The sequence below is a fragment of the Pseudomonas abieticivorans genome (genome assembly GCF_023509015.1).
Lineage (GTDB): Bacteria > Pseudomonadota > Gammaproteobacteria > Pseudomonadales > Pseudomonadaceae > Aquipseudomonas > Aquipseudomonas abieticivorans.
Genome location: NZ_CP094975.1, coordinates 5,223,978 through 5,236,661, shown reverse-complemented (window position 1 = coordinate 5,236,661; position 12,684 = coordinate 5,223,978). Strand labels below are relative to the sequence as shown.

Here is a 12,684-nt window from a genome sequence, read left to right as displayed (position 1 = left end):
GAGGGACAAAGCTTTTTCCTCATCAGCAACCACATATTTCCTCGTTTTCCTGCCCCCCGATATCAGCCACCATCAACCCTGCCCCACCGAGGCAAAAGGTCCGTCAGAGACCGCACGCGCAACACGTTTTTGGCGTTCAGCCCCACTGCCCCGAAATACGAATTAAAAAACCATCATTCCGGGAGTGTTCAATGATCAAGTCTTTCGTATCGCGCTGCATGCGTCCGCTGGCCCTTACCGCCTTGGCCGCAGGTGTCGCCAGTGGTGCCCAGGCCGGGACCCTGTCGATCGGCCACACCACCTGGGTGGGCTACGGTACTTTGTACCTGGCGCAAGACCTGGGTTACTTCAAGGACAAGGGCCTGACCGTTGACCTGCCCACCATCGAAGAAGCCTCCATGTACATGGCCGCCCAGGCCTCGGGCAAGTTGTCGGGCTCGGCGTCCACCCTGGATGAAATCCTCAAGTACCGCCCGCAGTTCTGCTTCAAGGCCGTGGCCGCCCTGGATGAAAGCCATGGCGGGGACGGCGTGCTGGTGGGCAAGGACGTCAACAGCCTGCAAGACCTCAAGGGCAAGGCCGTGGCCGTGAACGAGGGTTCGGTGAGCCAGTTCTGGCTGAACTACCTGCTCAAGAACGCCGGCATGAAAATGAGCGACCTGACCATCCAGAACATGACCGCCGACGACGCCGCCACCGCGTTCATCGCCGGCCGCGTGCCTGCCGCCGTGACCTGGGAGCCGCACCTGAGCACCGTGCGCAACAAGCAGACCGGCAAGGTGCTGGTCGACAGCAGCAGCACCCCTGGGGTGATCGTCGACGTGGTGGCGCTGAGCTGCGATGTCATCGAAAAACAACCCGACGACGTCAAGGCGCTGGTGGCCGGGCTCTACAAGGCCGTGCAATACACCCAGGAGCATCCCAAAGAGGCCTACGCGATCATGGCCAAGGGCGTGGGCGGCTACCTGGCCGACCCGGCGGAACTGGCCGCGGCGGCCAAGGGCGTGCGTTTCTATGACCAGGCCATGAGCGAAAAACTGTTGGGCAGCAATGGCAGCACCGGTGATGCCGCCGCGGTGATCAAGCTGGCCAACGAAACCGCCAGCGAACTGCAGGGCAAGCCGTACAACGTGAGCTACAGCGACCTGATCGACAACCGTTTCATCAGCCCTAAATAGGAACCCAGGTCATGTCCAAGCGCAATTCGTGGCTCAACCGCTGCCTGACGCCCAAGACCAGCTTGCCCATCCAGGTGATCTGGAGCGCCAGCGCCCTGGCCTGGACGCTGTTGATCGGCCTGTGGGCCTTTCTCTCCTACGGTGGCGTGGTGCCGGCGATGTTCTTGCCCACCCCCGGCGCAGTACTGGAGGCCGCGATGCGCCTGGCGCGTGACGGCACCCTGGGCCCACATGTGTGGGCCAGCGTGGAAGTGGTGATGGTCGGCTTTGTGATTTCGTCCGTCGTCGCCGTGCCCATTGGTTTGCTGATGGGCAGCTTTCGCGTGGTGCAGGCGTTCCTCGAACCCTTGGTGAACTTCATCCGTTACCTGCCGGTGACCTCGTTCGTGCCGCTGTTCATCCTGTGGATTGGCATCGGCCTGGAACAGCGGGTATCGATCATCATTTTCGGGGTGTTCTTCCAGCAACTGGTGATGATCGCCGACGTGTCCAAGGGCATCTCCAAGGACCTGATCAACGCCTCCTACACCTTGGGCTCCAGCCGCGCAGACGCGGTGATCCACGTCATCGCCCCGGCCTCGTTGCCGGGGGTGCTGGACACCCTGCGCGTGACCATGGGCTGGGCCTGGACCTACCTGGTGGTGGCCGAACTGGTGGCGGCCTCCAGTGGCCTGGGCTACCTGAGCCTCAAGGCCATGCGCGGGTTCCAGGTGGATGTGATTTTCCTGGCGATCGCGGTGATTGGCCTGCTGGGCCTGATCACCGATCAACTGTTCCGATTCCTACGTTTGAAGGTGGCCGCATGGGCTCAGTAACCGCAACGTCCCCTCGGCTGGTCACCCCGTTGAACCTGGCGGCCAACGGTGCGCCCAGGCTCAAGGTGGACAATGTCAGCCTGCACTACAAGACCCCCTCGGGCAGCACCTTCACGGCCTTGGACAAGGTCTCGTTCGAGGTGCCCGACCAGCAGTTCGCGGTGCTGGTGGGCCCCTCGGGGTGTGGCAAGTCCAGCCTGCTGTACCTCACCGCCGGCCTGGCCGAGCCCTCGTCCGGGGAGATTTACGTCGGCGGCCAACAGGTCGACGGCCCCGGCGCCGACCGCGGCATGGTGTTCCAGGGGTATACCTTGTTCCCTTGGCTGACCGTGCGCCAGAACATCGAGTTCGGCTTGAAACGCCGCGGCATGCCGGCCGGCGAGCGCAAGGACATCGTCGAGCATTACCTCAACGAAGTCGGCCTGCAGCGCTTTGCCGACAACTTTTCCAAGCAGTTGTCCGGCGGCATGATGCAACGGGTGGCCATCGCCCGGGCCTTGGCGAACGACCCGCAGATCTTGCTGATGGACGAGCCCTTCGGCGCGCTGGACAGCCAGACGCGGTTGCAGATGCAGCAGTTGCTGTTGAAGGTGTGGGAGCACAGCAAGAAGACCGTGCTGTTCGTGACCCACGACATCGACGAGGCGATTTTGCTGGGCGATCGGATCTTCGTGATGGGCGCACGGCCCGGGCGAATCAAGGAAGTGCTGGACGTGCCGATCGGGCGGCCGCGCAACCTGGACATGGTGATGGACCCCGAGTTTATCCGGATGAAAAGGAATATCTTCCATTTGCTCCACGACGGGCCCCAGGAGCATTGAAACCGGTGGCAGGCTGCGGTAAACGCAGCCTGCCACTACCCCTCCCGACACCACCACGACTGCGCATACAACGCCCCCTCGACCTCCTCGATCCCCGTCAAATTGAACCCCGTGGTCGACATCCCGGTCAGCATCGCCTCCAGCAAATCAGGTATCGGCGCGCTCCCCAGCGGATCCACCGGCAACACCCTCGCCACGTTGGTTTCGCGGCCCAGGCACGGCACCTTGCAACGGGCCAATTGCAGGTCGCCCTTGACCGGTTGCATGGCACGCACGGCTGTCGCCTCCAACGCCTGGCCAAGGTGGCGGCGCCGCGTCACAAGTAACTGCATGGCTACCCCTGCAGCCGGTTCAACGCGGCCCTCAAGCGGTCGCGCTCGCCGGTCAGTTCATCGGCCATGCGCACCAACTTGGCAATGCGCTGACGGCAGTGGCGCACCTCCTGGTAGGAGTCGGCCAGTTCGGTTTCCAGCAAGGCGCACTGTTGCTCGTAGATCTCCCCTCGGGTGGGCAGGCCCAAGGCGAAGGCTTCATCGTCGGTGGCATCGTTCATCGGGGCTACTCGAAAATACTGTATATGCACACAGTATTATCCAAGCGGATTTGTTCGGTCAACGTTCCCGTGCGCGCCGTCATGGGTGAGTTGACGAATGGAGGTCTGGTTGAACATGCTAGATGCCCGGCCTCGAAGGCCCCCTCCCCTGCATGGAAGGTTTGTGTTGGACAGCATTGCGCGCAAGAACCGCCTGAACCACGTCGCCGAACTGGCGGGCGTCAGCCTGAGCACCGTGGACCGGGTGCTCAACGAGCGCGGCAGCGTGTCGGATGCCAAGCGGCGCAAGGTGCTCAATGCCGCCCGGGCGCTGGGGCTCAAGCGCTTGCTGCCCTCCCCCGTGCATGGGTTGCTGCGGTTTGACGTGCTGATGGTGGACAGCACCACCGACCATTACCGCCGTGTTGCCGCAGCCTTTGCCCGCCAGGCCCAATTGCTGCGCGCGCGCCTGGTGCTGCAACGCCAAACCTGGGATGAGCGTAACCCGCAACAGTTGCTCGACTTTATCGCCACGCCCAAGACTGCCCGCCAGGGCCTGATCGTGGTGGCCCACGACCTGCCGGCCATCCGCACGGCGCTGCAAGCGCAAATCGACCAGGGCGTGCCGGTGGTGTTGCTCACCAGCGGCCTGTCAGGGCTGCCGGGGGCCACCTACATTGGCATCGACAACCGGGTGGCCGGGCGCACCGCCGCGCGCTTGCTCAGCCAATGGGTATTGCCCAGCGCCGGGCGCGTGCTGTTGATCACCAACTCGCTGCTTTACCACGCCCACCAGGAACGGGTCGAAGGTTTTCTGCAGGTGCTGCGCGAGCGCGCGCCGGGGCTGGTGGTGACAGGGCCGGTGGCATGCCATGACGACGACCTGCAAACCGCACAGGCGGTGCGTGATGCCTTGGCCGGTGGCCAGCCCCTGGCGGCCATCTACAACAGTGGCAGTGGTTCGGCAGGCATCGGCAAGGCGTTGCTGGAACAGCCCGCCCGGCCCGTGTGGATCACCCACGAGGCCAGCGAGCAACACGCCGGCCTGCTGCGCGAGGGCCTGCTGTCGCTGGTGCTCGACCAAGACCCGGAATGCCAGGCCGAAGCCGCCATCCAGCACCTGCTGTACGCCAACGGCGACCTTGAGACGCCGGCCCAGGTCAGCCCTCAATTGCGTATCGTCATCGACGAAAACCTGCCCAACTGAATGGTTTTTGACGCAAACACGTCAATTTGTTAATGGCGTGGCGAGTTGTCGCACCCTAGACTCGCCTGCGCCGGCCGATAGGTCGCCCCTCCCCCTCTTTGCGTGGCAGTTGCCGGGCACCGTCGCGCCTCCAATTCCCCTTTCACACAGGATTTACTATGCAACGCAGAAGCTTCCTTTCATCGGCGTTGGCATTGGCGGCGGCCTCCACCCTGCCGGCTGCGCGAGCCGAAGTGGTCAGCGGCGGCCAGCCCTGGGAGCCGGGCAAGGTCAGCCTGCCGCCCCTGGCCGCGCCGCGCCAGGGCGGCCTGGCGTTTTTCACCCAGGCAGAACTGGACACCACCGGCGCCATCGCCGACCGCTTGATCCCGGCCGATGAGCTGAGCATCGGTGGCAAGGAAGCCGGCTGCGCCGTGTTCGTCGACCGCCAGTTGGCCGGCGACTACGGCAAAGGCGCCACCCTGTACCGCCTGGGGCGCTTCGTCAAAGGCACCCCCGAGCAAGGCACCCAGTCGCCATTGACCCCGGCCGAGCGCTGGCGCAACGGCCTTGCCGCCATCGATGCGCATTGCCAGCACGCTTTTGCCAAACCCTTCGTGCAGCTGGATGGCAGCCAGCAAGACGACCTGCTGCGCGCCCTGGAAAGCGGCAAGTTGGACCTGGGCCCCAGCGTCGAAACCAAAGAGTTGTTCGAGCAGATCCTGGCCAACGTGCGCGAGGGCTTTTTTGCCGATCCTATCTACGGCGGCAACAAGGGCATGGCCAGCTGGAAAATGATCGGCTTCCCCGGCGCGCGCTATGACTTTCGCGACCTGATCGCCAAGAAGGGCCAGAAGCTGCAGATCATCCCCACCAGCCTGATCGACAACACCCTGTAACCGCCTGAAAAAATGTGAGCAGTGCGGCCCGCCGACACTTGCCGTTATGTCCGTGATTGACGCTGTATTGAAGAGGTATTGTGCATGGCCACTGTACGCCCCAAAGCCGACGCTGTGATCGTCGGCCTCGGCTGGTGCGGCTCCCTGATCGCCGAAGAGTTGACCCGTGCCGGGCTCAACGTGGTCGCGATCGAACGCGGCCCCTGGGTCGAAACCGCCACTGATTTCCCGCCCTCGGTCGACACCGACGAGTTGCGCTGGGACACCCGCCGCAGCCTGCTGCTGCCACCGGCGATCGAAACCACCACCTTTCGCAACAACCGTTCGCAAACCGCGCTGCCTACCCGCGACTGGAGCTTGAACGAGTTGGGCTACAACGTCGGCGGTTCCGGCACCCACTGGGCCGGCATGGCCTGGCGCTTCTTGCCGTTCGATTTCGAGCCCTACAGTTACACGCTCAAGCGCTACGGCAAGGCGCAACTGGCCGACGGCCTGATCGTGCAAGACTGGGGCGTGACCTACGATGAGCTGGAACCCTTTTACGAGCGCTTCGAGCGCATCGCCGGGGTGTCGGGCAAGGCCGGCGTGCTTAACGGCGAGAAAATCGAGGGGGCGAACATCTTCGAGGGCAACCGCAAAAGCGAATTCCCACTGCCGCCGCTGGCCACCACGCGCCTGACCGACCTGTTCACCGAGGGCAGCAACACGCTGGGCCTGCACCCGTTCATGGTGCCGGCCGGCCAAGCCTCGCAGGCCTACACCAACCCGCTGGGCGTGCGCATGGGCCCGTGCACCTACTGTGGTTATTGCCTGTACTACGGCTGCGGCAACTTCTCCAAATCCAGCCCCAATGCCTGCGTGGTGCCGGCACTGATGCAGCGCAGCAACTTCACCGTGCTGACCGAGTCGGCCGTGTTGCGCGCCAACCTGGCCGAAGACGGCAAGACTGCCACCGGCGTGACCTACCTGGACCGCAACAACCAGGAATGGGAACAGCCCGCCGATATCGTGATCTTCTCGGCGTTCCAGATGCAAAACGTGCGCTTGATGCTGCTCTCCAAGATCGGCACGCCGTACAACCCCCAGACCCGCGAGGGGGTGGTCGGCCGCGCCTACTGCTTCCAGACCGTGTCGGGTGCCAACCTGTTTTTCGAAGACGAGCAGTTGAACCAGTACATTGGCGCCGGCGCCTTGTCGGCCCAGGTAGATGACTACAACGGCGATAACTTCGACCACACCGGGCTTGGCTTTATCGGCGGTGCTGGCATCCTCGTGGTGGCCCGCGGCGCACGCCCGATCGGCAACGCCGACGCGGTGCCCCCGGGCACACCGCGTTGGGGCAGCGACTGGAAAAAAGCCTACACCCACGCCTTCCAGAACGGCACGTTCATCTTCGGCCAGGGCACCAGTTACTCCCACGTCGACAGCTACCTGGACCTGGACCCGGAATACAAGGACGCCCACGGCGACCCCTTGATCCGCGTGACCTTCGACTACAACGACAACGACCGCCGCTCGGCCAAGTTCATCGAGGACAAGAGCGTGGAAATCGGCAAGGCCATGGGCGCCAAGATCGTCAACGGCTTCGACTCGGCAGCCATCAACTACGGCCCGTACCTGCCGGCCAGCGACCACACCATCGGTGGCGCGGTGATGGGGCTGGACCCGCGCACCAGTGCCCTGAACCGCTATCAGCAGAGCTGGGACGTGCACAACGTGTTTGTCCTGGGCGCGTCCTCCTTCCCCAACAACGCCGGCTATAACCCCACCTCCACCATCGGCGCCCTGAGCCTGTGGACGGCCAAGGCCATCCTGGAACAGTACCTGGCCAAACGTGGCCCATTGGTGGAGGTACCGGCATGATCATGCGCAAACACCTGGCTACCGGCACTTGCCTGGCGGCCCTGCTGCTACTGAACCTGGGCACGGCCCAGGCCGCCGACGCGATCGCCAGCCCCGGCCAGCAAACCGATACCGGCCTGGGCATCAACGCCCCGGCTACCACGCAAGACCCCGCCGTGACCCGTGGCCGCTACGTGGCCATTGCCGGTGACTGCGCCGCGTGCCACACCGACCCGCACCAGGGCAAACCGTTCGCCGGTGGCTATGCCTTGGAAACGCCGTTCGGCAAGCTGTTGGCCAGCAACATCACCTCGGACAAAAGCACCGGCATCGGCGCCTGGACCGAGGCCCAGTTCACCCGCGCCGTGCGCGAAGGCCGTGGCCGCGACGGCGAAAACCTTTACCCGGCCATGCCCTACAACGCCTACGTGAAAGTCAGCGACCAGGACATGCACGACCTCTGGGCCTACATGCAAACCGTGCCGGCCATCGACAACAAGGTGGTGTCCAACCAGTTGCCGTTCCCGTTCAACATTCGCTTGATGATGATGGGCTGGAACCTGCTGTTCTTCGACAAGACGCCGTTCGTGCCCGTGGCCGGCGCCAGCGCCCAGGTCAACCGTGGTGCCTACCTGGTGCAAGGGCTGGGGCATTGCGCAGCCTGCCACACCGCCAAGAACTTCCTGGGTGGCGACAAGGGCGCAGCCTTTTTGCAGGGCGGCGACCTGGCCGGCTGGCATGCGCCCGAGATCACCGGCAACCGCTACGTGGGCGTGGGCGGCTGGTCGCAGGCGCAGATCGTGCAGTACCTGAAAACCGGCAGCAACGACATTGCCGTGGCCTCGGGGCCGATGGCGGAAGCTGTGACCAACTCCACCCAGCACATGACCGATGACGACCTGCTGGCCGTGGCCGCCTACCTGCACAGCTTGCCAGGCTCCAGCACCACCCGGCCCGAACCCTTGCCGGCCACCGACAGCGCCATGAAACAAGGGGCCAACGTGTACGCGGTCAACTGTTCGGCCTGCCATAACAGCGACGGCAAAGGCATCAACGGCATCGCTGCGGGCCTGGCCAACAACCCCGCGTTGCAATCGGCCAACGCCCAGACGCTGATGACCACCGTGCTGCAAGGCGGGCGCGGCGCCGTGACGCTGAACAACCCCACCAGCGGCGCCATGCCCAGCTTCGCCTGGAAGCTGTCCGACCAGCAAATTGCCTCGCTGCTGACCTACACGCGCAACAGCTGGGGCAACGCCGCCTCGGCGGTCAGCGCGGCGCAAGTAGCCCAAGTGCGCAAAGACCTCAAGCTGCCAGCGCAACTGGGCGCCAGCAACGCTTCCAACTAAAGGGAATTGACCATGCAACGTTCCACAGCCCGCCGCCCGCGCCAGGCCCTTACCCTGCTGATGTCGGTCTGCGCCGCGTCCGGTTGGGCCATCACCGCTCACGCCGCCGATGCCTTCGCCGTCGACTCGCCCTGGATGACCGGCGACTGGGGCGGCTTGCGCACCGAGTGGCTGAACAAGGGCATCGACATACAGATGGGCTACACCGGCGAATCGGCGTCCAACGTGAAGGGCGGCTACAGCCACGACCGCGTCACCCGCTACGCCGACCAGTTCAACCTGGGCGCCAACCTCGACCTGCAAAAACTGCTGGGCTGGAACGATGCCGCCTTCAGCATTTCCCTGACCAACCGCAACGGCGACAACATCAGCGAGAAGGTCAGCGACCCACGCGCCACCAGCCTGGGCTCCACCCAGGAGATCCAGGGGCGCGGCAGCGTCACCCGGCTCAGCGAGCTGTGGCTGAGCAAAGGCTGGTTCGACGACCGGCTGAACATCAAGGCCGGTCGCTTTGCCGTCAGCGATGACTTTGCCGTCGAGGATTGCGCCTTCCAGGGCCTGGCCTTTTGCGGATCGCAACCGGGCAACTATGTCGACAGCATCTACAACGGCCCCATCAGCCAATGGGCCGCACGCGTGCGCTACCGCTTGAGCAGCGAGGTGTACGCGCAAATCGGCGCCTTCAACATCAACCCCTCGGATCTGGATAACGACAACGGCTTCAAGCTCAACGGCAGCGGCACCACCGGCACCCTGGTCCCGGTCGAGCTGGTGTGGGCGCCCACGGTCAACCAACTGCCGGGCGAATACCGCATCGGTTACTACCACAGCAGCGCCAATGGCACCGACGTGTACAAGGACGCCAACAACCAGCCCGCCGCGATCACCGGCAACGACTACCGCAGCGACAGCAGCCGCCACGGTTTCTGGCTGGTGGGCAAACAACAACTTGACCTCGGTGGGCGGCGACACCTCCCGCGGCCTGACCCTGACCGCCAGCGCCACCTTCCAGGACCGCGCCACCACGCCGGTGGACAGCTACCAGAAGCTCAGCCTGGTGTACAAAGGCCCGTTCGACGCCCGCCCCACCGACACCCTGGGGTTTGGCGTAGCGCGCATCCATGCCAGCTCGCTGTTTTTGCGTAACGCCAAGACGGCCAATGCGCAGAGCGGCCTGGGCTACGACGCCGCCGGGTACATCCCCGAACAGCATAGCGAGTACGCCACGGAGCTTAACTACGGCATCCAGGCCACCAAATGGCTGAACGTGATGCCTAACCTGCAGTACATCAAGCACCCAGACGGTGTGCGTGAAGTCGATAATGCGTTGGTGGTGGGCTTGCAGGTGCAGTCGCAGTTTTAGCCACGCCCACCCTACTGTCGGCCGTATCCGCCTGTGTAGGAGCGGATTTATCCGCGAAAAATACACCACGGTAGACCTCATTCACCCCGTCGTGCTTTTCGCGGATAAATCCGCTCCTACACAGGCCGGGGTCAGGTCCGCAACAACCCCTCCACCTGCTCGATACTCGGGATGCCCTGCCCGGAATGCGCCAATGCCAGCCACGCGCGCACTTTGGGGATATCAAAGATCTGCCCCTGTTCCATCAGCGACAGCACCAGTGCATCGGCAATGCGGTAGTGCCCGCACTGCGAACATTTGCACTCCTCCCAGCTCCCGGCGCATGGGATGCGCTCTGCAGGCCCTGCGCAAATAAGGCAGCTCATTCAATGCTCCGTTTCTGATTATTGTTGCCATCGGCGACATCACTCTTTTCAATCGACCGGCAGATCGCCGGGTAATTCGATCGCCCATTGACTTCCCTGCTTCAAACTCGAATCGCCGGGAACGATCTTCGGCGAAAAGCAGGTTATAACCTAGGTAAAGTGCTGCATTCAATCGGATTGACGGCAGATGAGCCGATGGCGGCCTCTCCCGCCACAGTCCGATAATCGCACCGATTTCGCCGCAGACGCTCCCCGAAACGCCCCACTTGCGGCACGCTATAGGCCATGACGACAAGCGCCGCGCAACGGCCGCCTGGCGCCTTGGCCGACTGCGTGTCGGCTACGCTAATAACAAGGGAAGAAGACGTGGCCATCCGCTGGCCCGTGCCTTGATCCACTCACACTCCAGGAACAACCAGGAGCTCGCTTTGATCAATAAAACGTTTGAGTCCATCGCTGCCGCAGTGGAAGGGATCGCCGACGGCTCCGTCGTCATGGTAGGTGGCTTCGGTACCGCCGGCATGCCGTCGGAACTGGTCGATGGCGTGATCGCCACCGGCGCCCGCGACCTGACCATCATCAGCAACAACGCCGGCAACGGCGACCTGGGGCTGGCAGCACTGCTCAAGGCCGGTAGCGTGCGCAAGGTGATCTGCTCCTTCCCGCGCCAGTCCGACTCTTATGTGTTCGACGAACTGTACCGCGCCGGCAAAGTGGAACTGGAAGTGGTGCCACAAGGCAACCTGGCCGAGCGCATCCGAGCGGCGGGCTCGGGCATCGGCGCGTTCTTCTCGCCCACAGGCTTCGGCACCCTGCTGGCCGAAGGCAAGGAAACCCGCGTGATCGACGGGCGCAACTACGTGCTGGAAATGCCCCTGCACGCCGACATCGCGCTGATCAAGGCCTACAAGGGCGACCGCTGGGGCAACCTGGTGTACCGCAAGGCTGCTCGCAACTTCGGGCCGATCATGGCCATGGCCGCCAAGACGGCCATTGCACAGGTCAACGAGATCGTCGAACTGGGTGAACTGGACCCCGAGCACATCATCACGCCGGGCATCTTCGTCCAGCGCGTGGTTGCCGTGCAGAGCTACCCCATTTCTTCGTCCGCCAAAGCTGTTTGAGGCCTGCCATGACCGTCATGAAAAAACTTTCGCGCAATGAAATGGCCCAGCGCGTGGCCGAAGACATCCTTGAAGGCGCCTACGTGAACCTGGGCATCGGCGTACCCACCCTGGTGGCCAATTACCTGGGCGACAAGGAAGTGTTCCTGCACAGCGAAAACGGCGTGCTGGGCATGGGCCCAAGCCCGGCAGCGGGCGAGGAAGACGATGACCTGATCAACGCCGGCAAGCAGCACGTGACGCTGTTGACCGGTGGCGCGTTCTTCCACCACGCCGACTCGTTCTCGATGATGCGTGGCGGCCACATCGACATCGCCGTACTGGGCGCCTTCCAGGTGTCGGTCAAAGGCGACCTGGCCAACTGGCACACCGGCGCCGAAGGCTCGATCCCGGCCGTGGGCGGCGCGATGGACCTGGCCACCGGCGCACGCCAGGTGTTCGTGATGATGGACCACCTGACCAAGACCGGCGAAAGCAAGCTGGTGCCCGAGTGCACCTACCCGCTGACCGGCATCGGCTGCGTGAGCCGGATCTACACTGACCTGGCCATCCTGGACGTGACCCCCGAAGGGCTGAAAGTGCGCGAGATCGTCGCCGACATCAGCTTTGACGCACTGCAGGAACTGAGCGGCGTGCCGCTGATCAAGTAACCGCGCCCCAAGGCCGTGCTCCCCAGGGGGTACGGCTTTTCAGACGGCAAAAAAAAACCCGCCGAAGCGGGTCGTTTTTCTCATCAATTGCCCTTCCAACATCCTGTCGGTTGCCATCATGGCGAGGGTCGATCTTCCGTGACCGCCGAAACGCTGCCTGCGTTTCGGTTGATGGGGCTAATGTACGGCGTGGCGGGCGTTGGGTATACGGCCAAAATGCTGAAGTACGTGTAAGCCTTTAGCTATCCCCAAAGCTAACCCCCCCCTTCCAACAAGCCATGGCGTGGGAGCGAGCTTGCTCGCGAAGCGCCGCACGGGCGGCGCTCGGTTTCATGGGCGCCAAAGCACCCCAAGGCAAGCACCTGTCAGCCCCAGCGCGATTTCAAGACAGGCTGACTGGTCTCGCGTCAAGAGCCCCCAGCTAGAACCGCAGCAAAGCTGCCAAAGGCTAGCCGATGTTGTTGCATTGCCCTGCAGATCGCGCTCCGTCACACGGCGTTTCGCGAGCAAGCTCGCTCCCACAATGGCCTGCGCAATTGAGCCGAACCAGGCATACAAGT

General features: G+C 63.6%; 12 protein-coding genes and 1 pseudogene. 10 read left to right on the top strand and 3 right to left on the bottom strand.

Annotated elements, in window-relative coordinates; genetic code table 11:
* Nucleotides 1-191 precede the first annotated feature (191 nt).
* Genes L9B60_RS23885 through L9B60_RS23875 form a run of 3 tightly spaced genes read left to right on the top strand, consistent with a single transcriptional unit; the run spans nucleotide 192 to nucleotide 2,814 of the window.
* The gene (locus tag L9B60_RS23885) at nucleotides 192-1,178 is read left to right on the top strand and encodes an ABC transporter substrate-binding protein (RefSeq protein WP_249673434.1); all 987 of its coding nucleotides are present in this window, start codon (nucleotides 192-194) and stop codon (nucleotides 1,176-1,178) included.
* 11 nt (nucleotides 1,179-1,189) lie between these two features.
* A complete protein-coding gene (locus L9B60_RS23880; protein ID WP_249673433.1) occupies nucleotides 1,190-1,993 on the top strand; it encodes an ABC transporter permease in 804 nt (267 codons plus the stop codon).
* On the top strand, nucleotides 1,981-2,814 hold the full coding sequence (locus L9B60_RS23875; protein ID WP_249673432.1) for an ABC transporter ATP-binding protein: 834 nt from the start codon (nucleotides 1,981-1,983) through the stop codon (nucleotides 2,812-2,814). Before L9B60_RS23880 ends, L9B60_RS23875 begins: the two co-directional genes overlap by 13 nt.
* A 35-nt stretch (nucleotides 2,815-2,849) precedes the next feature.
* Here L9B60_RS23875 and L9B60_RS23870 read toward each other — a convergent pair whose 3' ends face one another.
* Together L9B60_RS23870 and L9B60_RS23865 are read right to left on the bottom strand one after the other, a co-directional pair.
* Nucleotides 2,850-3,146 (bottom strand): hypothetical protein, encoded by a 297-nt coding sequence (locus L9B60_RS23870; RefSeq protein ID WP_249673431.1) that lies wholly within the window; start codon nucleotides 3,144-3,146, stop codon nucleotides 2,850-2,852.
* 2 nt (nucleotides 3,147-3,148) lie between these two features.
* Nucleotides 3,149-3,367: a hypothetical protein gene (locus L9B60_RS23865; protein WP_249673430.1), complete on the bottom strand. Its 219-nt coding sequence runs from the start codon at nucleotides 3,365-3,367 to the stop codon at nucleotides 3,149-3,151.
* Between the two features lie 163 nt (nucleotides 3,368-3,530).
* Here L9B60_RS23865 and L9B60_RS23860 point away from each other — a divergent pair, with 163 nt between their 5' ends.
* From L9B60_RS23860 to L9B60_RS23840, 5 genes and pseudogenes are all read left to right on the top strand, one after another.
* Nucleotides 3,531-4,553: a LacI family DNA-binding transcriptional regulator gene (locus L9B60_RS23860; protein WP_249673429.1), complete on the top strand. Its 1,023-nt coding sequence runs from the start codon at nucleotides 3,531-3,533 to the stop codon at nucleotides 4,551-4,553.
* Between the two features lie 158 nt (nucleotides 4,554-4,711).
* Entirely contained in the window at nucleotides 4,712-5,431 is a 720-nt protein-coding gene (locus L9B60_RS23855; RefSeq protein WP_249673428.1) for a gluconate 2-dehydrogenase subunit 3 family protein, read from the top strand.
* 84 nt (nucleotides 5,432-5,515) lie between these two features.
* Complete coding sequence (locus tag L9B60_RS23850) at nucleotides 5,516-7,294, top strand: GMC family oxidoreductase (RefSeq protein WP_249673427.1); 1,779 nt, start codon at nucleotides 5,516-5,518, stop codon at nucleotides 7,292-7,294.
* The gene (locus tag L9B60_RS23845) at nucleotides 7,291-8,622 is read left to right on the top strand and encodes a c-type cytochrome (protein WP_249673426.1); all 1,332 of its coding nucleotides are present in this window, start codon (nucleotides 7,291-7,293) and stop codon (nucleotides 8,620-8,622) included. The genes L9B60_RS23850 and L9B60_RS23845 overlap by 4 nt, the downstream gene beginning before the upstream one ends.
* A gap of 12 nt (nucleotides 8,623-8,634) precedes the next feature.
* A pseudogene (locus tag L9B60_RS23840) lies at nucleotides 8,635-9,985 on the top strand (carbohydrate porin).
* A 131-nt stretch (nucleotides 9,986-10,116) separates the two neighbouring features.
* Here L9B60_RS23840 and L9B60_RS23830 read toward each other — a convergent pair.
* The gene (locus L9B60_RS23830; protein WP_249673424.1) at nucleotides 10,117-10,350 is read right to left on the bottom strand and encodes a hypothetical protein; all 234 of its coding nucleotides are present in this window, start codon (nucleotides 10,348-10,350) and stop codon (nucleotides 10,117-10,119) included.
* Nucleotides 10,351-10,778: 428 nt separating this feature from the next.
* Here L9B60_RS23830 and L9B60_RS23825 point away from each other — a divergent pair, with 428 nt between their 5' ends.
* Nucleotides 10,779-11,474 (top strand): 3-oxoacid CoA-transferase subunit A, encoded by a 696-nt coding sequence (locus tag L9B60_RS23825; RefSeq protein WP_249673423.1) that lies wholly within the window; start codon nucleotides 10,779-10,781, stop codon nucleotides 11,472-11,474.
* A gap of 8 nt (nucleotides 11,475-11,482) precedes the next feature.
* Entirely contained in the window at nucleotides 11,483-12,124 is a 642-nt protein-coding gene (locus L9B60_RS23820) for a 3-oxoacid CoA-transferase subunit B (RefSeq protein WP_249673422.1), read from the top strand.
* The last annotated feature ends 560 nt before the right edge of the window (nucleotides 12,125-12,684 follow it).

Bases quoted from the DNA above. Each gene is read 5' to 3' on its own strand.
- L9B60_RS23885 (WP_249673434.1), top strand. From the start codon at position 192: ATGATCAAGTCTTTCGTATCGCGCTGCATGCGTCCGCTGGCCCTTACC.
- L9B60_RS23880 (WP_249673433.1), top strand. From the start codon at position 1,190: ATGTCCAAGCGCAATTCGTGGCTCAACCGCTGCCTGACGCCCAAGACC.
- L9B60_RS23875 (WP_249673432.1), top strand. From the start codon at position 1,981: ATGGGCTCAGTAACCGCAACGTCCCCTCGGCTGGTCACCCCGTTGAAC.
- L9B60_RS23870 (WP_249673431.1), bottom strand. From the start codon at position 3,146: ATGCAGTTACTTGTGACGCGGCGCCGCCACCTTGGCCAGGCGTTGGAG.
- L9B60_RS23865 (WP_249673430.1), bottom strand. From the start codon at position 3,367: ATGAACGATGCCACCGACGATGAAGCCTTCGCCTTGGGCCTGCCCACC.
- L9B60_RS23855 (WP_249673428.1), top strand. From the start codon at position 4,712: ATGCAACGCAGAAGCTTCCTTTCATCGGCGTTGGCATTGGCGGCGGCC.
- L9B60_RS23850 (WP_249673427.1), top strand. From the start codon at position 5,516: ATGGCCACTGTACGCCCCAAAGCCGACGCTGTGATCGTCGGCCTCGGC.
- L9B60_RS23845 (WP_249673426.1), top strand. From the start codon at position 7,291: ATGATCATGCGCAAACACCTGGCTACCGGCACTTGCCTGGCGGCCCTG.
- L9B60_RS23830 (WP_249673424.1), bottom strand. From the start codon at position 10,350: ATGAGCTGCCTTATTTGCGCAGGGCCTGCAGAGCGCATCCCATGCGCC.
- L9B60_RS23820 (WP_249673422.1), top strand. From the start codon at position 11,483: ATGACCGTCATGAAAAAACTTTCGCGCAATGAAATGGCCCAGCGCGTG.